A 19,428-nucleotide genomic window follows, 5' to 3' on the forward strand; every position below is an offset into this window, starting at 1 on the left:
AGTGTTGACGCCATGTGTGGAATCGTCGGATACGTAGGACAGCGGGACAGCAGCGAGGTCCTGGTCGGGGGACTGACACGGCTCGAGTACAGGGGGTACGACTCCGCGGGCGTCGCCGTGATCGCCGAGGACGGCACCCTCGCCACGGCGAAGAAGGCGGGCAAGCTCTCGGCGCTGACGGCTGTCCTCGACGCCGCGCCCCTTCCCCGCTCGGGCACGGGCATCGGGCACACGCGCTGGGCCACGCACGGTGGACCGACCGACGTCAACGCCCACCCGCACCTCGGCGACAACGGTCGCCTCGCCCTGATCCACAACGGCATCATCGAGAACTTCCACGCGCTCAAGACCGAGCTGATCGAGGAGGGCTACGCCTTCCTCAGCGAGACCGACACGGAGGTCGCCGCGATCCTCATCGGCAAGGCGTACCGCGAGACGGGGTCGCTCACGGCGGCGTTCCGCCAGGTCGTGTCCCGGCTCGAGGGCGCGTTCACGCTTCTGGCCGTGCACGCGGACGAGCCGGACGTCGTCGTCGGCGCTCGTCGCAACTCCCCGTTGGTGATCGGCCTCGGCGAGGGCGAGAACTTCCTCGGCTCCGACGTCGCGGCCTTCGTGGCGTACACGCGCCGCGCGCTCGCCGTCGGCCAGGACCAGATCGTCACCATCACCCCGTCGAGCGTCGAGATCACCGACTTCGAGGGCAACCCGGTCGAGAACGCCGAATTTGACGTTCAGTGGGACGCGTCGGCGGCGGAGAAGGGCGGCTGGTCGTCCTTCATGGCCAAGGAGATCAACGAGGAGCCGGAGGCCGTGCTCAACACCACGCTCGGCCGCGTCCACGAGGGCGTCGTCGACATCGACGAGCTCGCCGGGCTCGACGAGCTGTTCGCGCGCATCGACCGAATCGTCGTCGTGGCGAGCGGCACCGCCGCCTACGCCGGGCAGGTCGGGAAGTACGCCGTCGAGCGCTGGGCGAGGGTTCCCGTCGAGGTGCAGCTCAGCCACGAGTTCCGCTACTCGGACCCGATCATCACGCCCGAGACCCTGGTCGTGTCGATCAGCCAGTCCGGCGAGACCATGGACACGCTGCTCGCCGTCAAGTACGCGGCGGAGCACGGGGCGAAGACCCTCTCGATCTGCAACACCCAGGGGGCGACCATCCCCCGGGAGTCCGACGCCGTGGTCTACACGCACGCCGGGCCCGAGGTCGCCGTGGCATCGACGAAGGCCTTCGTCGCGCAGATCACCGCCCTGTACCTGTTCGGCCTGCACCTGGCCCGGGTCCGCGGAACGCTCGACGCCGACGCCATCGCCGCCCAGACGGAGGAGCTGCTCGCCGTTCCGGCGAAGATCCGGCAGATCCTCGAGACGGAGACCGCCGAGGTCGCCCGTCTGGCGCACTGGATGGCCGACTCGAGGGCGATCCTCTTCCTCGGGCGGCACGTCGGGTACCCGATCGCGCTCGAGGGCGCGCTCAAGCTCAAGGAGCTCGCCTACATCCACGCCGAGGGCTTCGCCGCCGGTGAGCTCAAGCACGGCCCGATCGCGCTCATCGAGCCGGGGCAGCCGGTCTTCGTCGTCGTGCCGAGCCCCCGCGGCTCCGAGACGATGCACTCGAAGGTGGTCTCCAACATCCAGGAGATCAGGGCCAGGGGCGCGCGCGTCATCGCCATCGCCGAGACGGGCGACGTCGCGGTGCTGCCATTCGCCGACGAGGTCATCCGCATCCCGCTGGCCGCGCCGTTCTTCGAGCCGCTGCTCGCCGTGATCCCGCTGCAGGTGTTCGCGATGGAGCTGTCGTCGGCGAAGGGGCTCGACGTCGACCAGCCGCGCAACCTCGCCAAGTCCGTCACCGTCGAGTAGCCGGTCGGCATGATCGTGGGGATCGGGGTCGACGTCGTCGACCTGGCGCGCTTCGAGCGCGCCGTCACGCGTACCCCGCGGCTGGTGGCCCGGCTGTTCACGGCGGAGGAGCGGGGGCTGCCGCTGCGCTCGCTCGCCGGCCGCTTCGCCGCGAAGGAGGCGCTCATCAAGGCGCTCGGCGGTTCGGACGGCGTCCGCTGGCAGGAGATGACGGTGCGCAACGGCGTCCAGGGGGAGCCGGTGTTCGTGACGAGCGGGGAGACGGCCGGCCGCGTCCGCGGGCGCGGCATCACCCGGATCCACGTGTCCATGTCCCATGACGCCGGGGTGGCGACCGCCTTCGTGGTGGCGGAGGGAGAACGATGAACGGTTTCCGTGAGGTCGTGGTCGACCTCGACGCGATCGAGGCGAACACCCGGCGCATGGTCGAGGTGCTCGACGGGGCGGCGCTGATCGCCGTGGTCAAGGCCGACGGCTACGGCCACGGTGCGCTCCCCGCGGCGGAGGCCGCACTCCGCGGCGGGGCGGCGATGCTGGCCACGGCGGAGCTCGCCGAGGCGGAGCTGCTCCGTGACGCCGGGATCGACGCGCGGCTGCTCTGCTGGCTGCACGGCCCGGACACGCCGTTCGACCGCGCCGCCCGGCGTGGCATCGAGCTGGGCGTGTCCAGTGCCCGCCAGCTCGAGCGTGCGGCGGAGGCCGGCGCGACGGTGCACCTGAAGCTCGAGACGGGGCTCGGCCGCAACGGCATCGCGCCGGGGGACTGGCCGGGCGTGTTCGCGCGGGCGGCGCAGCTGGAGGCGGCGGGGGCGTCCGACGGCTTCCGCGTCGCGGGGGTGATGACCCACCTGTCCAACACCTCGCCGGAGGACGACCGCGAGGCGCTCGCGCTGTTCCGGTCCGGCGTCGACGCGGCGCGGGCGGCCGGGCTCGACCCCGAGCTCGTGCACGCGGCAGCCAGTGCCGCGGCCATCGACCTGCCCGAGTCCCGCTTCACGGCGGCGCGCATCGGGCTCGCGCTGTACGGGCTGAGCCCCTTTGACGACGAGCGCGACTCCGCCGCGCTCGGGCTCCGGCCCGCGATGTCGCTGCGCGCCACGGTGATCGCCGTCCGCCGCGTGGCCGCGGGGCACGGCGTCTCCTACGGTTACCTGCACAGGACGGAGCGGGAGACCGGCCTCGCGCTCGTCCCCCTCGGCTACGCGGACGGCGTGCCGAGGCAGGCCTCCACGGCGGGGGTCGTCACCATCGGCGGGCGCGAGTACCCGCAGCGCGGCCGGATCGCGATGGACCAGTTCGTCGTCGAGACCGGGGACGACGCGGTCGCCGTCGGCGACGAGGCCGTGCTGTTCGGCGACCCGTCCCGCGGCGAGCCGGCGGTCGAGCGCTGGGCCGACGCGGCGAACACCATCAACTACGAGATCGTCACCCGGATGGGCGCCAGGCCCGGGCGGGTGTACCGCGGCGGGACGGTCGCGCGGTGATCGACGAGGGCGAGTACCGGGTCGCGACGGCCGCGGACATGCACGCGCTGGGCGTCCGCATCGGCCGGGGGCTGTCGGCGGGCGCGCTGCTCGTCCTCACCGGACCGCTCGGCGCGGGCAAGACGACCCTGAGCAGGGGGATCGGCGAGGGGCTCGGGGTGAGGGGCCCGGTCACGAGCCCCACCTTCGTGCTCGCACGCACGCACCCCAGCCTGGTCGGCGGGGCGCCGCTCGTGCACGTGGACGCCTACCGGCTGAGCGACCCGCTGCAGCTGGACGACCTCGACATCGCCTTCGACAGCTCCGTCGTCCTCATGGAGTGGGGGGCAGATGCCGCGGCCGCCGTCGCCTCGGAGTGGACGGAACTGGTCATCACGCGGCCGACGGGGTCGGATGCGGACCGGGGCGACGGGGCCGGGCAGGGCGATGACGCCGACGCCGAGGCGCTCGCCGGTGACGCGCCGCGGACCGTCCTCGTGCGCCGGGTCGAGGCGGGCTCCCGGCGGTAGACTCGGGGTCATGCTCCTGGCGATCGACACCTCCATCGGATCGAGTGCCGCGGTCGTCTCGCCGTCGGGTGAGGTGCGCTCCTCGCTCGGCGTCACGGACACGATGCGCCACGCCGAGGTGATCGGCGAGCTCATCAGGGACGCCCTCGCCGCGGCAGGCATCGGGGCGGACGGGGTCACCGCCGTGGTGGCCGGCATGGGTCCTGGACCGTTCACCGGCCTGCGCATCGGCATCGCCGCCGCGACCGCGTTCGCGCTTGGGCGCGGTGTCCCGCTCCTCCGGCTGGTCAGCCACGACGCCATCGCCGCGGAGTGGGCCCTCTCCGGGGGCGAGGGGCAGCTGACGGTGAGCACGGACGCGCGCCGGCGCGAGCTGTACTGGTCCCGCTACCTCGTCGAGGGCGGTCAGGCCCGACGCGTCGACGGCCCCGGACTGGTCGTGCCCGCCGAGCTGGAGCTGCACGGCGAGCATGTGGCGGCGACCGCCGTCGATGCCGGGCGCCTGGGGGCGATCGCGGCGGCCGGACTGAGGGACGGCGTCGAGTTCCCCGCGCTGTCCGCCCTCTACCTGCGCTCGCCCGACGTCACGCCCTCGGCGGGTCCGAAGCGGGTGACGACGTGAGCGCGGCACCGGCTCCCGCGGCCAGGCGAATCGGCGATCCCGACCATCCGGCGCTTCTGCGCGGGGCCGAACGGGGAGACCTCGACGGCATCATGCGCATCGAACGCGACAGCTTCCCCCGCGACGCCTGGTCGGAGCGTGCGATGGCCGCGGACCTCGACTCGGAGTACACCGGCTACCTCGTCATCGCCGGGGAGGACGGCACGGTCCTCGGCTACGGCGGCGTGCTCGCACCCGAGCGCTCGGGCGACGCCGACATCCAGACGATCGCCGTGGCCGACGCGGCGCGGGGCAGGGGCTGGGGCCGGCTGCTCGTCAGCGAGCTGATGGCGCTCGCCGCCGGCCGGGGCGCGAGGGAGCTGTTCCTCGAGGTCAGGGAGGACAACCCCGTCGCGCAGGGCCTGTACCGCTCTCTCGGCTTCGAGCAGATCGCGGTCAGACCGGGCTACTACCAGCCGGAGGGGGTGGACGCGCTCGTCATGCGGGCGAGACTCGCCGCGCCCGCCAGATCCGGCACGCCCGTCGCGCCGCTCGGGCCGCCCCGGAACGAGGGCATCGGCGACCCCGACGACAGAGACGACACAAGCGACACCGACGACAGCACAGGAGCAGCATGAACCGCGACGCACCCGTCGTCCTCGGCATCGAGACCAGCTGCGACGAGACGGGCGTGGGCATCGTCCGCGGGACCGAGCTGCTCGCCAACGTCATCTCCTCCTCGATGGACGAGCACGCCCGCTACGGCGGTGTGGTCCCCGAGGTCGCGGCCAGGGCGCACCTGGAGGCGATCGGCCCGGTGATCACGGCCGCGGTCGCGGAGGCGGGGCTCAGCCTCGACGACATCGACGCCGTCGCGGTGACCAGCGGCCCCGGGCTCGCCGGCGCGCTCATGGTCGGCGTGGGGGCGGCGAAGGCGCTGGCGCTCTCGCTCGGCGTGCCGTTCTACGCGGTCAACCACCTCGTCGGCCATGTCGGCGCCGACGTGCTCGCGGCCGAGGGGCAGCCGCTGAGCTACCCCACGGTGGCGCTCCTGGTGTCGGGAGGACACACCTCGCTGCTGCTCGTGCGCGACATCGTCGACGACGTGGAGTTGCTCGGCGAGACCATCGACGACGCCGCGGGCGAGGCCTTCGACAAGGTCGCGCGGATCCTCGGCCTTCCCTACCCGGGCGGCCCCCAGATCGACCGCGTGGCCGCAGACGGCGACCCGAGGGCGATCCGGTTCCCCCGCGGCCTCAGCCTGCCCAAGGACATGGCCGCGCACCGCTACGACTTCTCCTTCTCCGGGCTGAAGACGGCGGTCGCGCGCTGGGTGGAGAAGCGCAGGGACGCAGGCGAGCCCGTGCCCGTGGCCGACGTGGCCGCGAGCTTCAGGGAGGCCGTCGCCGACGTCCTGCTGACGAAGGCGCTGAACGCCTGCGCCGACACGGGGGTGCCGAGGCTGCTGCTCGGCGGCGGCGTCGTCGCCAACGCCCGGATCCGGGATCTCGCCCACGAGCGGGCGGCCGCCGCCGGTGTCGAGCTGCGCATCCCGCCGTTCTCCCTGTGCACCGACAACGGTGCGATGATCGCGGCGCTCGGGGCGCAGCTGATCAGGGCGGGTCGCGCGCCGTCCGACCTCGGCGTTCCCGCAGACTCGACGCTCCCGGTCACCGAGGTGCAGGCGGGGCGCGCGTGATCTCCGCCGCGGAGGGCGCGCCGACGGCCGGCAGCTGGCCGTTCACCTCCGACCCGGCGTCGCGGGGCGGACGCTCCTGGCTGGCGCTGCGACTGGGGATCGTGTCGACGGTCGGAGGGGTGCTGTGCGGCTGGACGCTTCCGCTCGCGGTCCTCGCGATCGTGCTCGGCGTCGTCGCGGCGGTGCGGGGGCAGGGTCACACGGGCAACGCCATCGGCGGCGTGGTCTTCGGTGCGATCGGGCTGCTGCTCTCGGTCGGCTGGATGGTGCACTCGCTCGTCGTGCTCACCCTTACCGCGGGCTGAGGCGCGCCCGAGCCGGGGGCGGAGGCGCGCTCGCACCGCGGGCGGAACCGGTCCACCGCCGGGGGCGCGGCGGCCGCGCGACCGCCGCACGGCATGGCCCTGGTGGCCGGGGCGGCGTCAGGCGGTTCGCCCTCCCGTGCCCAGGCGCTGGGCGATGATGGCCGTCCGCACGCCGCTGACGCGCGTGAGGATCAGGCTCAGCGCCTCCGGGCCCTTCAGCTTGAGCCCGGTGCGGAAGGCGGCGGGGTCGATGTCGACGCCGCGCTTCTTGATCTCGAGCGTGCCGACCCGGCGGCGGGCGAGCTCCTGGCGGATCGTCCTCTGGTCGAGCGGCAGCGTGTCCAGCACGCGGAAGCCCTGGGCGAACGGCGTCGACACGGCGGCGTCGGAGCTGAGGTACGCGATGCTCGCGTCGATCGTGCCCGCGCCGATGCGCTCCGCGAGGGTGCCGATCTGCCGGGCACGGATGACGGCGCCGTCCGGCTCGTAGAGGTAGCCGCCGAGGGGCCGGGTCTCCGGGTCGGCCGCGTCGTGCTCCGCCGCGAGCTCGTGTGCGCCGTCCGCAGTCAGCAGCAGGGCGCTGCGTTTGACGCCCTCGCGCGCGAGCGTGCCGAACCACAGGCCCATCTCGACGAGCTGGCCGTCGACGCTCACCCACTGCGCCTCGGCGTCGTCGGGGATGAGCGCGCGGTCGAAGCCCGGCCCGAGCTTCACGCCCGTCGGCAGCCGGCGGCCCACATCGAACGCGAAGGACAGCGAGGGCGCATAGTCGTCCGGGTCGGTCAGGCGTCGGGTACCGCTGTGCCCCGCCGTGCGCCTGGCGGGGTCGAGGTAGACGCCGTCGACCTCGTCGAGCGCGGTGTCCTCCGCGCGCGCGTGCTCGACGGTCACGGACGGGAACGGCGCCAGGTTGTACCCGGCGATGGCCGCCGTGACCTCATCCGCGTCGACCGCGAGGACGTCGGCGCCGGCACCGGCGAAGGCGAGCGTGTCCGCGCCGATGCCGCAGCCGAGCTCGGCGATTCGGGTGATGCCTGCGGCCCGGTAGCGGCCGGCATGGCGGGCGGCGACGCGGAGCCTGCTCGCCTGCTCCAGCCCGGAGGGGGTGAACAGCATGCGGTCGGCGAACTCGCCGAGCTTCGCCCTCGCCCTGCGCCGCAGCGACGCCTGACCCAGCACGACTGACACGAGCTCGGGGCTGTGGCCCGCAGCCCTCAGGGCCGTCACCTGCCGCACGGGATCGGTCTCGCCCTGAGCGGTCACGGCGTCCAGCAGCTCGAGACCCGAGGGGGTGAGCAGGGTGCGCAGCTCGTTGGAATCCACCAGCCAACGGTAGCGGATCGCCTCCGGAGCGCGGGCCGCGGTGCCCGGATGACGCCGGGCGACACCGGTTGGCACTCGCGTTGCATGAGTGCCAGGATCGCTCTAAACTGGCGTTAGCACTCTCACGACGAGGGTGCTAAATCACGACGTACTGAGTTCAAGAAAGAGGTCAACCGTGTCGGTCTCCATCAAGCCGCTCGAGGATCGCATCGTCATCAAGCAGGTCGAGGCGGAGCAGACCACTGCTTCCGGGCTCATCATCCCTGACACCGCCAAGGAGAAGCCGCAGGAGGGCGAGGTCGTGGCCGTCGGGCCGGGTCGCATCGACGACAACGGCAACCGCGTCCCCCTCGACGTCGCCGTCGGCGACCGCGTGCTGTACTCCAAGTACGGCGGAACCGAGGTCAAGTTCGGTGCGGACGAGTTCCTCGTCCTCCCCGCCCGCGACGTGCTGGCGGTCGTCGTCCGCTAGACGACGGCACTGACGTCCAGGGCCCCCGCGCTTCGGCGCGGGGGCCCTGCGCGTGCGCGGCGTCACGCGGCGACGCCGGATCGTGTCGGCCGGCGTCCCGGCGATACGGTCGAGGGGTGAGCACCACCCCGTCGCCGTCGCCCGCGCCCCCGGACAGCTCCGAGGCGGACGGGGCCAGGGCCGGTCTCCTCGCCGGGGCGGGCGCCTACCTGCTCTGGGGCGTGCTCCCGCTGTACTTCCTGCTTCTCGAACCGGCGGGGCCGCTCGAGATCGTCAGCGTCCGGGTCGTGTTCGCGCTGCTGTTCTGCCTGGCGCTTCTCGCCGTCGCACGGGGGTGGCGCCGTCTCGGCCGGGTGCTCGCCGACCGCCGCACGATGCTCCTCATGCTCCTGGCGGCCGCGCTCATCTTCGTCAACTGGCTCGTCTACGTCATCGCCGCCACGACGGGGCACGTCGTCGAGGCGTCCCTCGGCTACTTCATCAACCCGATCGTGACGGTGCTGCTCGGCGTGGCGGTGCTCAGGGAGCGGCTGAGGGCGACGCAGTGGGTCGCCGTCGCCGTCGCCGTCGCGGCGGTGCTCGTCCTCGCGGTCGGCTACGGCAGCGTCCCGTGGCTCTCGCTCGCGCTTGCGGGCAGCTTCGGCCTCTACGGCCTGGTCAAGAAGGCCGTCGGTCCGCGGGTCGACGCAGTGTCGGGGCTCACCGTCGAGACCCTGTGGCTCACCCCGCTCGCCCTCGCGATCGTCGCGGTGATCGCCTCCTCGGGTCGGCTCACGCTGTGGAGCGAGGGGCCGGCGCACTTCTGAGTGCTCGCCGCCGCCGGGGCGGTGACGGCCCGTGCCGCTGCTGCTGTTCGCCGCCGGGGCGCGCCGGTTGCCGCTGGTCGCGATGGGCTTCCTGCAGTTCGTCGCTCCGATCCTGCAGTTCCTGATCGGTGTCGTCGTGCTACACGAGGAGATGCCGCCCGAGCGCCTGGCCGGCTTCGTCCTCATCTGGGTGGCCGTCGTGCTGATCATGGTCGACGCGGTCCGCGGGGCCCGCCGGGGCCGTGCGGCCGTCGGCACCGAACCCTGCTGAGCGGGGCTACCAGGGCAGCGCGGTGAACAGCGTCCCCGTCCACTCCATCACCGAGGTGCGGGTCAGGGCGGCGAGCCACGGCACGAGGACGGTCACGGCGGCGACGATCGCGATCCCCGTCGTCATCCTCCTGGTCCGCGCGGCGGGAAGGATCGCGATCATGACGAGCGTGAGGATGATGAAGCTGTTTCCGGCCGACCCCGTCGGGACCAGGCCGAAGACGAACCCGGCCATGACCAGGGCGAACAGCAGGCTGCCGACGAGCATCGCGCCCGGGCGCCTGACCAGGAGGCTGAGCGCGTACAGGCACAGCAGCGGTGCGAGCAGGCCGAGCCAGCGCAGGTCGTGGGTCGTGTCGACGAGGCCCTGCAGGGCGTCCGCGCTGTAGCCGAAGCTGTCGCCGGCCGGCCACCGGTGCAGGAACGCCAGCTGCAGGAACAGCACGGTCGCCAGAACGGCCACGGTCGGGAAGCCGAGCACGACGCTGTTCGCCGTGCGTACGCCGCGCTCGCCCCGGCGGCCGAGGGTGAACAGCGGCGCGGCGAGCACGAGGGCGGCGACGAAGGCCAGCCCGCTCGTGTCGGACAGCGCGGAGAGCATCAGGTAGAGGCCTGCCCGGAAGCCCGCCTGGGTGTTGCGCCAGGTGATGAAGCGCACCGTGTCGTTGAGGCCGATGCCGAAGAACATGATCGACAGGAACGCGGGAAGGTTCTGCGTCGCCGTGTAGGCGAACAGCGGGTTGGCCACGAGCGCGAGGGTGAACAGCGTGCCCAGCAACGCGCCCGCCCTGTGCTGGTGCAGCACCTCGATGATGCGCTGCGTGAAGGCGCCGGCGGCGAGGGCGCCCACCACCGCCAGACCGGTCGTCCCCCAGGGCAGCAGTGCTGCGGCGATGGTCGGAAGCGGCGGGTACAGGCTCTCCATCCATGTCACCGTCGACCCGGTGAAGGCGATCGACCTGGCGTGCTCGATGAGCGCCGCGTTGGGGGACGACAGCCCGTCCCACAGCCGTGGGTCGGCGAGGGCGACCAGCAGCAGGAACGGCACCGCGGCGAGCAGCCGGACGAGCCAGCGCAGCCGGGAGTCGAAGGGGTACGGGTCGAAGCGGACGTTGTACCCGCCGCTGACCGTGCTCGGAGCGATCGTGCGGATCGCGCCCGTCGCCGTGCTCACGACCGCAGGGAGGCTCCCCGTCCGCGGCGGGCGCGGGCGCACCGGAGCGGCCGCCTCAGTGGCTCTGCGTGGTGAGGCCATGCTCGGTCTTCTCCCAGTAGTGCGGTTTGGTCAGCAGCTGCCACAGCCCCTTGTACGCGGCGATCGAGTGCAGGATCCAGTAGACGGGGTTGAGCAGCGACCACAGCTGCAGGTTGAAGGTGCCCCGCTTGAACGTCCCCATCATGTTCAGGTAGACCATCAGCCAGTTGCCGACGACAAAGTTGAGCAGGCTCACCCAGAGCACCCAGTCGGGCAGGATCGCGTTCACCGCGGCGAGGGGCACGAACAGCGACAGCACGGTCACGGCCAGCAGCGGGAGCACGGCGAGGAAGCTCAGCGGGGTCCCGCCGATCAGCAGCACGAACGCGGCGAAGCGCTTGAGGCCGATCTCCCTGATCAGGCCGAACGGGCGCCGGGCGTGGATGAGGCTGGTCTGCATGTAGCCCTTGATCCAGCGGCTGCGCTGGCGGATGAAGTTGGGGATGGAGGTGTTGGCCTCCTCCATCGTCGTGGAGTTCACGACGCCGACGCGGTAGCCCAGCGCGCTCGCCCTGATGCCCAGGTCGGCGTCCTCCGTCACGTTGTACGGGTCCCAGCCGCCCAGCTCGCGCAGCGCGTCGGTGCGGAAGTGGTTGGAGGTCCCGCCGAGCGGGATCGGCAGGGTCGCGTAGTCGAGCCCGCCGAGCATGTAGTCGAACCAGAAGCTGTACTCCAGCGTGAACATGCGGGTGAGCACGTTCTCGGTGGCGTTGAAGTAGTTCAGCGCCGCCTGCACGCAGACCGTGGTGGGCCCGCCCTTGCCGAAGGCGATGAGGGCCTTCTTCAGCTGGTCGGGGTCCGGCCGGTCCTCGGCGTCGTAGATGACGAGGAACTCGCCCGTCGCCAGCGCGAGCCCCACGTTGCAGGCGCGCGGCTTGGTCTGCGGCTGGCCGGCCGGGATCGTGACGATGTGCATGTTCGCCGGCGGCTGCGCGCGCGTGATGGCGCCGCGGGTCTCGTCGTCCTCCTCCTCGATGAGGATGAGGATCTCCAGCTTGTGCGCCGGGTAGTCGATGCCGCCGAGGTTCTCGATGAGGTTGGCGACGATGTTCGCCTCGCGGAAGACGGGGACGAGGACCGTGTAGGTGGGCAGCTCGTCGTCGTCGAGGGCGGCGACCTCGTCGTCCCTGACCCGCTCGACGACGTCGAAGCGGGCCCCGCGCATGGCGACGAAGAACTTGAACGCGGTCCCGGCGAGGAAGATCAGCGACAGCGCGGCCACGGAGATCACGATCGTCGGCACCGCGGCGAAGACGAGCCCGGCCAGGAAGGCGAGCACGAGCAGGATCCCGCCGATCTTCTGCCCGCGGGAGAACGTCTCCCGCGCGGACAGCAGGGGGTTGCGTCGGTACAGCTCGTTGGCGGCGTTGTCGGCCACCTCGGCGGGGAACGCCTGCACGATGCGGTTCTTCAGCACCCACGGGGGCGTCGGTCGCACGTGCACGGGCCGGCCGATCTCGGCCGCGCGCGCGTCCAGCCACGCCTGGTCGGTGGTCAGTCCCTCGTCGACGAGCACGACGACGCCGTCGCCCTCGGTCTCCGTGGTGATGAGGAATCCGCCGTCGATGGCGGAGCGTGCCGTGCAGGCGGCGTCCGCGCGGTCGGGGGCGGGGACGATCGTCGTCGTCTCGTCGAGGTGCGGGGCAGGGGTCGCCGGGGCCGTCGTGGCGGCCGCGGGCTGCACGGTCCTGCCGTTCTCCGTCGTGCCCCGGTCTGGGGTGGTGGCCGTGGCCGGAGCGGACGCTGGCGCGGGCGCGGCGGCGGGGCCGACCGGGGCCTCGGTGGCGGCGCCGGTGGCTGCCGCGGACGCCGGCGCGGCATCCAGAAGGCCGAGCTCGGCGAGGACGTCCTCGACCGTGCGCCCGCTGCGTTCCGCGCTCTCCCTGGCGACCTGCAGCTCCGTCGGCGGGATCCGTCCCCCGTCGACGGGGGCGGAGGCCGGGGACGGAGCGTCGTCAGGGGACGGTTCCGGAGCCGGGGCGTGGGGGCGCGACATGAGTCGATTGTCGTGGAGACCGCGCGGAAACTCCAACCGCCGGCGCTCGTGACTGCGCCGCCTCGGCTCGTCGGCGCCCTCCGTGCCGATCGCCGGCGCCGGCCCCGCGGAGTGTCGTCACGGGACAGCCCCGGCCCGGCGCCCGAGGCGCGGAATACGGCTCCCGAGACGGCGTTAGGATTGGTACACGGATCAGGACGCGGCGCCCTCGGCGCCGACGCGACGCAGGGACGGAACCCACACGTGACACAGAACGACCCCTTCGGCTTTGTCGGACTCACCTACGACGACGTGCTGCTGCTCCCCGCGCACACGGACGTCATCCCCAGCGAGGCGGACACCGCGTCGCGCCTGACCAAGCGGATCCGCTTGCACCTGCCCCTGCTCTCCAGCGCGATGGACACGGTGACGGAGTCGCGCATGGCCATCGCTATGGCCCGGCAGGGCGGCATCGGCATCCTGCACCGCAACATGTCCATCCAGGACCAGGCCGAGCACGTGGACCGCGTCAAGCGGAGCGAGTCGGGCATGATCACCAACCCCGTGACGACGACCGCCGACGCGACGGTCGCCGAGGTCGACGCGCTGTGCGGCCAGTTCCGCGTCTCCGGGCTGCCCGTGGTCGACGAGGACGGCGTCCTGGTCGGCATCATCACCAACCGCGACATGCGCTTCGTCCTCGACTCGGCCAAGCCGACCACCCTCGTGCGCGACGTCATGACGACGTCCGGCCTGATCACCGCCCGTGTCGGCGTCCAGCCGGAGGAGGCGCAGGCCCTGCTCGCGCAGAACCGCATCGAGAAGCTCCCGCTCGTCGACGACGACAACGTGCTGCGCGGGCTCATCACGGTCAAGGACTTCGTCAAGAGCGAGCAGTACCCCCTGGCGACCAAGGACGAGGACGGCCGGCTGCGCGTGGGTGCGGCGATCGGCTTCTTCGGCGACGCCTGGGAGCGGGCGGAGGCGCTGCGCGACGCGGGCGTCGACGTTCTCGTCGTCGACACGGCCAACGGCGACAGCCAGGGCGTCATCGACATCATCGCGCGGCTGAAGTCCGACGCGAGCTTCGCCCACATCGACATCATCGGCGGCAACGTCGCGACCCGCGCCGGGGCGCAGGCCCTCATCGACGCGGGCGTCGATGCCGTCAAGGTCGGCGTCGGACCGGGGTCGATCTGCACCACGCGTGTCGTCGCCGGTGTCGGTGTCCCCCAGGTGACCGCGGTGTACGAGGCCTCGCTCGCGGCCCGTGCCGCCGACGTCCCCGTCATCGCCGACGGCGGCCTGCAGTACTCGGGCGACATCGCCAAGGCGCTCGTCGCCGGTGCGGACACCGTCATGCTCGGCTCGCTGCTCGCCGGGACGGACGAGAGCCCCGGCGACCTCATCTTCGTCGGCGGCAAGCAGTTCAAGTCGTACCGCGGAATGGGCTCGCTCGGCGCGCTGCAGACGCGGGGCACGAAGACCTCGTACTCCAAGGACCGTTACTTCCAGTCGGATGTGCCGAGCGACGACAAGCTCATCCCCGAGGGCATCGAGGGCCAGGTGCCCTACCGTGGACCGGTCGAGGCCGTCGCGTACCAGCTGATCGGCGGACTGCGGCAGTCGATGTTCTACGTCGGCGCCCGCACGATCGACGAGCTCAAGCAGCGCGGCAAGTTCGTGCGCATCACGCCCGCGGGCCTGAAGGAGTCGCACCCGCACGACGTGCAGATCGTCGTCGAGGCGCCGAACTACCGCTGACCCCGGCCGAGCGCCCGCCCCTGCGGGGGAGGGCGGCCGACGAGGCCCTCCCGACCACGGCTGCGCCGATCGGGAGGGCCTCGTCCGTTCGCGCAGCGCAGCCGTGCGGATGCGGCGGCGGCGACGTGCACCGTTCGGGCGGGCTCAGCCGCGCGGTGCGCGCGTGAGGACCTCGGCGCCGTCCTCGGTGATCGCGACGGTGTGCTCGCTGTGCGCGGTGCGCGCGCCCGTCGCCGAACGCAGCGTCCAGCCGTCGGCGTCGGTGACGAGCCGGTCGGTGTCCGCCATCGCCCAGGGCTCGAGCGCGAGCAGCATCCCTGGGCGAAGCGGGTAGCCCCGCCCCGGGCGTCCCGTGTTGGGCACGTGGGGGTCCTGATGCATGGTGCTGCCGATCCCGTGACCGCCGAACTCGGTGTTGATCGGGTATCCGGCCGAGTCCAGCACCGCGCCGATCGCCGCCGAGATGTCGCCGATCCTGGCCCCTGGTCGTGCGGCGGCGATGCCGGCGGCGAGCGCGCGCTCGGTCGCGTCGATGAGGGCGACGCTGCCCGCAGGCCTGGCGTCGCCGACGAGGAAGCTGATGGCGGCGTCCGCCGCGATGCCGTCGAGTGTGACCGCGAGGTCGAGCGTGAGCAGGTCGCCGTCGGCGAGCGCGACGTCGTGGGGCATGCCGTGCAGCACCGCGTCGTTGACGGAGGTGCAGATGTAGTGCCCGAACGGTCCGCGGCCGAAGGACGGGGCGTAGTCGACGTAGCAGGACACCGCCCCGGCGTCGAGGATCAGCTCCCGGGCCCAGCGGTCGATGTCGAGCGGGGTGGTGCCGGGAACAACACGTGACCGCAGCGTGTGGAGGATGGTGCCGACGAGCGCGCCCGTCGCGCGGGCCCTGGCGAGCTCCGCCGTGCTCAGGATCTCGATCATGTCCGTTCCCTTCCGATCTGTGAAAACTATACCGGTCATACTATCCCGGTATTACTATTGGATCATGGTCAGGACACCGCTCACCGCCGACGACATCGACAGGGGACGCCGCCTCGGCGCGCTGCTCCGAGGAGCACGGGGGGACAGGACGATGCTCGCCGTGGCGCTCGACGCCGGGCTGTCGCCGGAGACGCTGCGGAAGATCGAGTCCGGACGCGTCGCGACCCCGTCGTTCGCGACGGTGGCGGCGGTCGCCGGAGTCCTCGGGCTGTCACTCGACGCGATCTGGTCGGAGCTCGCCGCGGAGCGCACGCCGGGAGCCGAGGCGGAGCCGGGGGAGCGGCGCGCCTCCTGAGCCGCGCGGTTCCCGTGGTGCCATTCCCTCGCGGTTCCCCTCCCGCGGGGAACTCTGCGGGCCTACGCTTGATGGCATGAACGCAACGCCGTCGCTCGGGTCCGCCGTCCGCTATGCCGCCGCCGACGACGCCGCGGGCGACTCTCGGGCGCGGCGTCGCCGCTGGGCGGTCGAGATCGGCTTCGCCGCGGCGCTCGGCGGCCTCGCCCTCGTCGACCCGGCCCGTCTCACGCCCGGGCGTCGTGCCGTCTTCCGCGTCAGCGAGGCGGCGCTCGCCGCAGGAATGACCGCGTGGTCGATGCGCACGGCCGAGTGGCCGATGCGCTCCTCCACGCCGGGGTTCGCCGCCGGCGCGGCGGGGCTCTCCCTCGGACTGGCCGAGATGAGTGAGCGCGTCGACGCGCGCGTCGTCGGCGGGCTCCGCCGCCGTGGCGTCCGCCGGCCCCGCCTGCTCGTCGCCGCGGCGACGGTGGCCGTCCAGCTCGCGAGCGCGGCGACGGTCGAGCGCTCGGCGCTGTCCGCCTCCGTGTGGGGCGACGACGAACCCGAGTCTGGGCCTGGCACCCTGCCCGAGACGGCGAGCCGGATCCTCACGGCCATCATCACGGCAGACGACCGCATCGACGGGGGAGCGCTCGCCCGCCAGCTCGACACCGCGCTCGCGGCCGACGGCGACGACCCCGACGGCGATGACTGGCTGGCGATCCGCGTTGACGACTCCGCGCCCCGCTCGCCGCTGGCGAGCTACACCCACCCGGTCGTCGTCCGGGCCCACACCCCGGACGGACGGCCCGTCCTCGTGGAGCTCAGCATCGAGCAGGGCACGCTGTCGGCGCTCACCGTCTCCGTCGTGGACCCGGACGGACCCGACGACGGTGCCGCGGCCGACGCCCGCGAGACCGACGGCGCCCGCCCGTTCACACGAGTGTCCAGCTTCGGCTGGAACGCCCGGACGCCGCTGGTCAGCTCGGACGCCCCCGACGGGATCGGGCTCGAGCACTGGACGGCTCCGCGCTGGTCGGAGATCGTGCTCGACGGCGCAGAGCTCGTCGTCGGCTTCGGCGACTCCGCCCGTCGCCTGCCCTTCCCCCCTGCCGCCTGAGCGCAGTCGGGGGCCGGGCGGCCGCTCGCCGCCCGTCGGCGCGGCCGCTAGGCTGGGCGGGTGAGCATGCAGATCGAGATCGGCGTTTCCAAGCGCGCACGTCGCGCCTACTCCTTCGACGACATCGCCATCGTCCCCTCCCGGCGCACCCGCGACCCCCAGGACGTGTCGATCGAGTGGGGCATCGACGCCTACCACTTCGACACCCCCTTCATCGGTGCGCCGATGGACGCGGTGGTCTCGCCCGCGACCGCGATCGAGATCGGCCGCCTCGGCGGTCTCGGCGTGCTCGACCTCGAGGGCGTGTGGACGCGGTACGAGGACGCCGAGTCCGTCCTCGCCGAGCTGCGCTCGCTCCCGCCGGAGGCCGCGACCGCCCGCATGCAGCAGATCTACTCCGAGCCGATCAAGCCGGAACTGGTGACCGCACGTCTGGCGGAGATCCGTGCCGCGGGCGTCACCGTCGCCGGGTCGCTCTCCCCGCAGCGCACCCAGGAGCTCTACGAGACCGTGGTGGCGGCCGGCGTCGACCTCTTCGTCATCCGGGGGACGACGGTCTCGGCCGAGCACGTGTCCAAGACGGTGGAGCCGCTCAACCTGAAGAAGTTCATCTACGAGCTCGACGTCCCCGTGATCGTCGGCGGTGCCGCCAGCTACACGGCTGCGCTGCACCTCATGCGCACCGGCGCGGCCGGCGTGCTGGTGGGCTTCGGCGGTGGCGCGGCGTCGACGACGCGCGCCACGCTCGGCATCCACGCCCCGATGGCGACAGCGGTCGCCGACGTCGCGGGCGCGCGCAGGGACTACATGGACGAGTCGGGCGGCCGCTACGTGCACGTCATCGCCGACGGCGGCCTCGGCACGGCGGGGGACATCGTCAAGGCGATCGCCTGCGGCGCCGACGCCGTCATGCTCGGCGGTGCGCTCGCCCGGGCATCCGACGCGCCCGGGGGCGGCTACCTCTGGGGCGCCGAGGCCCACCACTCCACGCTTCCGCGTGGGAACCGCGTCGAGGTGCCCACCCGCGGCCCGCTCGAGGAGGTCTTCTACGGGCCCGCGACCGTCGCCGACGGCACCGCCAACCTCGCGGGCGCCCTGCGGCGGTCGATGGCGACGACCGGCTACTCCGACCTGAAGGAGTTCCAGCGCGTCGAGGTCGTCGTGGCCCCGTACACGGCCCGGTAGCGGTGACCGACGCCGCGCTCGCCGCGGAACGGGTGGTCCGCGCCCTCGCCTCGGCCACGAACGGCTTCCTCGCCGGGCTGCGCATCGTCGTGCCCGGCGACGGTGATGTCGCGGACGGCGTCCGACGCATCCTCGGCGGGCTCGGCGCCAGGGTCGTCGCGACCCCCGGGCGCGGGACCGCCGCCCCCGTCCCGGCCGACTGCGACGTCGTGGTCGTGACCGAGGCATGGAACGGTGTCGGTGCTCCTTTGGTCGTCGATGCGCTCCCCGGTGCTGCCGCACGGTGGTCGGACGGGACGCCGGTCCGGCCCGGCGTCCGACGTCGGGGGGACGGCGTGCTCGGCGTGCCCGTCGACGTCCACGCTCCGCCCCTCACGGGCGCCGGAGCCCCGGGACGTCGGGGCGATGCCGAGGGGCGGATGCGCTGGGCGGCGGAGCGGATGCCGGTCACCCGCGCGCTCGCCGCCGAGCTCGCGGAGCGCGGGCTGCTCGCCGGACGGCGGGTCCTGGTCAGCCTCGTGCTCGAGCCGAAGACCTCTGTGCTCGCGCGTGCGCTGCGCGATGCGGGGGCCGACCCCGTCCTGTTCGCCAACTGCGCGGAGACCGACGGGGAGGTCGCGGCGGTGCTGCGCCGCTCCGGCTTCGTCGTCCACGCCGCGGAGGGTCCCGTCGTCGCCGCGGAGCGCGCGGCGATCGACCGGCGCAACGCCCTCGCCGCGCTCGACACGGAGCCCGACCTCCTCATCGACGACGGAGCGCAGCTCCTCCGGCTCGCACACCTGGAGCGACCGGGCGTGCTGGCGGGGCTGCTCGCGGCGGAGGAGACGACGTCGGGCGTCCGGGCGGCCGCGGCGATGGGGGACCAGCTGCGTGTGCCTGTCGTCGCCGTCAACGACGCCTCGACCAAGACGGGCGTCGACAACCGCCACGGCACGGGGCACAGCTGTGTCCTCGCCGTCGCCGACCTGCTCGACCGTGCCCGGCCGCGCGCCCGCGGGCAGTGCGGAACCCGCTGGAGCGTCTACGGTTTCGGGCCGGTCGGCGAGGGCACGGCCGAGGCCGCGCGGGCGCTCGGCGCCGTGGTCACCGTCGTCGAGCCGGACCCCCTGCGGGCGATGGCCGCGCTGCACCGCGGCTTCGACGTCGGCGACGCCGTGCCCGCGGCCGACGCCGACGTGCTGATCAGCGCGAGCGGCCGGAGGGCGACGCTCGGCCGCGACATTCTCGATGCGGCACCCGACGCGGCGGTGATCGCGGTGGCCGGCGGCGTCGACGGCGAGGTCGCGTTCGGGGAGCTGGCGGACGCCGGCTACCGGCGGCTGGACTGCGCCGCCGCGGGGGGACCCGACGTCGCAGCCGTCGAGGGCATCGGCCTGCTCCGTGCCCCCGACGGGCGCACGCTGCTGCTGCTCGCGGACGGCGACGGCGTCAACTACGCCGCGGGGGAGGGCAACGCGGTCGAGGTGATGGACCTCTCCCTGGCGAGCCAGCTCGCCGCGCTGCGCCAGCTGCTCGGCGGACCCGCCATCCCGCCGGGCG

The 19,428-nt window shown here is 73.1% G+C and carries 20 protein-coding genes; 16 read left to right on the forward strand and 4 right to left on the reverse strand.

Going from position 1 to position 19,428, the window contains the following annotated elements; genetic code table 11:
• The first annotated feature begins 12 nt into the window (after nt 1-12).
• The 8 genes from glmS to FM119_RS00570 are packed head-to-tail and all read left to right on the forward strand — an operon-like array spanning nt 13 to nt 6,461.
• The gene (glmS, locus tag FM119_RS00535; protein WP_087135743.1) at nt 13-1,863 is read left to right on the forward strand and encodes a glutamine--fructose-6-phosphate transaminase (isomerizing); all 1,851 of its coding nucleotides are present in this window, start codon (nt 13-15) and stop codon (nt 1,861-1,863) included.
• Nucleotides 1,864-1,872: 9 nt separating this feature from the next.
• Nucleotides 1,873-2,229: a holo-ACP synthase gene (locus FM119_RS00540; RefSeq protein WP_087135744.1), complete on the forward strand. Its 357-nt coding sequence runs from the start codon at nt 1,873-1,875 to the stop codon at nt 2,227-2,229.
• Complete coding sequence (gene alr, locus FM119_RS00545; RefSeq protein WP_087135745.1) at nt 2,226-3,347, forward strand: alanine racemase; 1,122 nt, start codon at nt 2,226-2,228, stop codon at nt 3,345-3,347. Before FM119_RS00540 ends, alr begins: the two co-directional genes overlap by 4 nt.
• 38 nt (nt 3,348-3,385) lie before the next feature.
• Complete coding sequence (gene tsaE, locus FM119_RS00550; RefSeq protein ID WP_087135760.1) at nt 3,386-3,856, forward strand: tRNA (adenosine(37)-N6)-threonylcarbamoyltransferase complex ATPase subunit type 1 TsaE; 471 nt, start codon at nt 3,386-3,388, stop codon at nt 3,854-3,856.
• Nucleotides 3,857-3,866: 10 nt separating this feature from the next.
• Complete coding sequence (tsaB, locus tag FM119_RS00555; RefSeq protein ID WP_087135746.1) at nt 3,867-4,478, forward strand: tRNA (adenosine(37)-N6)-threonylcarbamoyltransferase complex dimerization subunit type 1 TsaB; 612 nt, start codon at nt 3,867-3,869, stop codon at nt 4,476-4,478.
• Nucleotides 4,475-5,095 (forward strand): ribosomal protein S18-alanine N-acetyltransferase, encoded by a 621-nt coding sequence (gene rimI / locus FM119_RS00560; protein WP_245827150.1) that lies wholly within the window; start codon nt 4,475-4,477, stop codon nt 5,093-5,095. Before tsaB ends, rimI begins: the two co-directional genes overlap by 4 nt.
• Nucleotides 5,092-6,156 carry a tRNA (adenosine(37)-N6)-threonylcarbamoyltransferase complex transferase subunit TsaD gene (gene tsaD / locus FM119_RS00565; RefSeq protein ID WP_087135747.1) on the forward strand — a complete coding sequence of 355 codons (1,065 nt, stop codon included), beginning with the start codon at nt 5,092-5,094 and terminating at the stop codon, nt 6,154-6,156. The genes rimI and tsaD overlap by 4 nt, the downstream gene beginning before the upstream one ends.
• Nucleotides 6,153-6,461, forward strand: a complete 309-nt coding sequence (locus FM119_RS00570; RefSeq protein ID WP_087135748.1) for a hypothetical protein — start codon at nt 6,153-6,155, stop codon at nt 6,459-6,461. Before tsaD ends, FM119_RS00570 begins: the two co-directional genes overlap by 4 nt.
• 117 nt (nt 6,462-6,578) lie before the next feature.
• On the opposite strand, the gene FM119_RS00575 is transcribed toward FM119_RS00570, so the two are convergent.
• Nucleotides 6,579-7,784, reverse strand: coding sequence for a class I SAM-dependent methyltransferase (locus tag FM119_RS00575; protein WP_087135749.1), 1,206 nt, complete (start codon nt 7,782-7,784; stop codon nt 6,579-6,581).
• A gap of 175 nt (nt 7,785-7,959) precedes the next feature.
• Here FM119_RS00575 and groES point away from each other — a divergent pair, with 175 nt between their 5' ends.
• The 3 genes from groES to FM119_RS14350 all read left to right on the forward strand — a co-directional run bounded on the left by groES (nt 7,960) and on the right by FM119_RS14350 (nt 9,333).
• Nucleotides 7,960-8,256 carry a co-chaperone GroES gene (gene groES, locus FM119_RS00580; protein ID WP_087135750.1) on the forward strand — a complete coding sequence of 99 codons (297 nt, stop codon included), beginning with the start codon at nt 7,960-7,962 and terminating at the stop codon, nt 8,254-8,256.
• A gap of 116 nt (nt 8,257-8,372) precedes the next feature.
• Nucleotides 8,373-9,062, forward strand: coding sequence for an EamA family transporter RarD (gene rarD, locus FM119_RS00585; protein ID WP_338065644.1), 690 nt, complete (start codon nt 8,373-8,375; stop codon nt 9,060-9,062).
• 31 nt (nt 9,063-9,093) lie between these two features.
• Complete coding sequence (locus FM119_RS14350; RefSeq protein WP_338065645.1) at nt 9,094-9,333, forward strand: EamA family transporter; 240 nt, start codon at nt 9,094-9,096, stop codon at nt 9,331-9,333.
• A 6-nt stretch (nt 9,334-9,339) separates the two neighbouring features.
• On the opposite strand, the gene FM119_RS00590 is transcribed toward FM119_RS14350, so the two are convergent.
• Nucleotides 9,340-10,506, reverse strand: coding sequence for a hypothetical protein (locus FM119_RS00590; protein WP_087135751.1), 1,167 nt, complete (start codon nt 10,504-10,506; stop codon nt 9,340-9,342).
• A gap of 55 nt (nt 10,507-10,561) precedes the next feature.
• Nucleotides 10,562-12,583, reverse strand: a complete 2,022-nt coding sequence (locus tag FM119_RS00595; protein ID WP_143822585.1) for a glycosyltransferase family 2 protein — start codon at nt 12,581-12,583, stop codon at nt 10,562-10,564.
• 243 nt (nt 12,584-12,826) lie between these two features.
• Between FM119_RS00595 and guaB the strand changes: the two genes are divergently transcribed.
• Nucleotides 12,827-14,326 carry an IMP dehydrogenase gene (gene guaB / locus FM119_RS00600; protein ID WP_087135752.1) on the forward strand — a complete coding sequence of 500 codons (1,500 nt, stop codon included), beginning with the start codon at nt 12,827-12,829 and terminating at the stop codon, nt 14,324-14,326.
• A gap of 144 nt (nt 14,327-14,470) precedes the next feature.
• On the opposite strand, the gene map is transcribed toward guaB, so the two are convergent.
• Nucleotides 14,471-15,247: a type I methionyl aminopeptidase gene (gene map / locus FM119_RS00605; protein WP_087135753.1), complete on the reverse strand. Its 777-nt coding sequence runs from the start codon at nt 15,245-15,247 to the stop codon at nt 14,471-14,473.
• 64 nt (nt 15,248-15,311) lie between these two features.
• Between map and FM119_RS00610 the strand changes: the two genes are divergently transcribed.
• From FM119_RS00610 to FM119_RS00625, 4 genes are all read left to right on the forward strand, one after another.
• On the forward strand, nt 15,312-15,602 hold the full coding sequence (locus FM119_RS00610; RefSeq protein WP_087135754.1) for a helix-turn-helix domain-containing protein: 291 nt from the start codon (nt 15,312-15,314) through the stop codon (nt 15,600-15,602).
• Nucleotides 15,603-15,678: 76 nt separating this feature from the next.
• Entirely contained in the window at nt 15,679-16,704 is a 1,026-nt protein-coding gene (locus FM119_RS00615; protein ID WP_087135755.1) for a hypothetical protein, read from the forward strand.
• Between the two features lie 66 nt (nt 16,705-16,770).
• Nucleotides 16,771-17,889: a GuaB3 family IMP dehydrogenase-related protein gene (locus FM119_RS00620; RefSeq protein WP_087135756.1), complete on the forward strand. Its 1,119-nt coding sequence runs from the start codon at nt 16,771-16,773 to the stop codon at nt 17,887-17,889.
• A 2-nt stretch (nt 17,890-17,891) separates the two neighbouring features.
• A partial coding sequence (locus tag FM119_RS00625; protein WP_087135757.1) for an adenosylhomocysteinase occupies nt 17,892-19,428 on the forward strand: 1,537 nt, incomplete at its 3' end.

Origin of the sequence: Mycetocola reblochoni REB411 (genome assembly GCF_900163835.1) — a bacterium.
Taxonomy (GTDB): Bacteria; Actinomycetota; Actinomycetes; order Actinomycetales; family Microbacteriaceae; genus Mycetocola_B; species Mycetocola_B reblochoni.

Bases quoted from the DNA above. Each gene is read 5' to 3' on its own strand.
- glmS (WP_087135743.1), top strand. From the start codon at position 13: ATGTGTGGAATCGTCGGATACGTAGGACAGCGGGACAGCAGCGAGGTC.
- FM119_RS00540 (WP_087135744.1), top strand. From the start codon at position 1,873: ATGATCGTGGGGATCGGGGTCGACGTCGTCGACCTGGCGCGCTTCGAG.
- alr (WP_087135745.1), top strand. From the start codon at position 2,226: ATGAACGGTTTCCGTGAGGTCGTGGTCGACCTCGACGCGATCGAGGCG.
- tsaE (WP_087135760.1), top strand. From the start codon at position 3,386: ATGCACGCGCTGGGCGTCCGCATCGGCCGGGGGCTGTCGGCGGGCGCG.
- tsaB (WP_087135746.1), top strand. From the start codon at position 3,867: ATGCTCCTGGCGATCGACACCTCCATCGGATCGAGTGCCGCGGTCGTC.
- tsaD (WP_087135747.1), top strand. From the start codon at position 5,092: ATGAACCGCGACGCACCCGTCGTCCTCGGCATCGAGACCAGCTGCGAC.
- FM119_RS00595 (WP_143822585.1), bottom strand. From the start codon at position 12,583: ATGTCGCGCCCCCACGCCCCGGCTCCGGAACCGTCCCCTGACGACGCT.
- map (WP_087135753.1), bottom strand. From the start codon at position 15,247: ATGATCGAGATCCTGAGCACGGCGGAGCTCGCCAGGGCCCGCGCGACG.
- FM119_RS00610 (WP_087135754.1), top strand. From the start codon at position 15,312: ATGGTCAGGACACCGCTCACCGCCGACGACATCGACAGGGGACGCCGC.
- FM119_RS00615 (WP_087135755.1), top strand. From the start codon at position 15,679: ATGAACGCAACGCCGTCGCTCGGGTCCGCCGTCCGCTATGCCGCCGCC.
- FM119_RS00620 (WP_087135756.1), top strand. From the start codon at position 16,771: ATGCAGATCGAGATCGGCGTTTCCAAGCGCGCACGTCGCGCCTACTCC.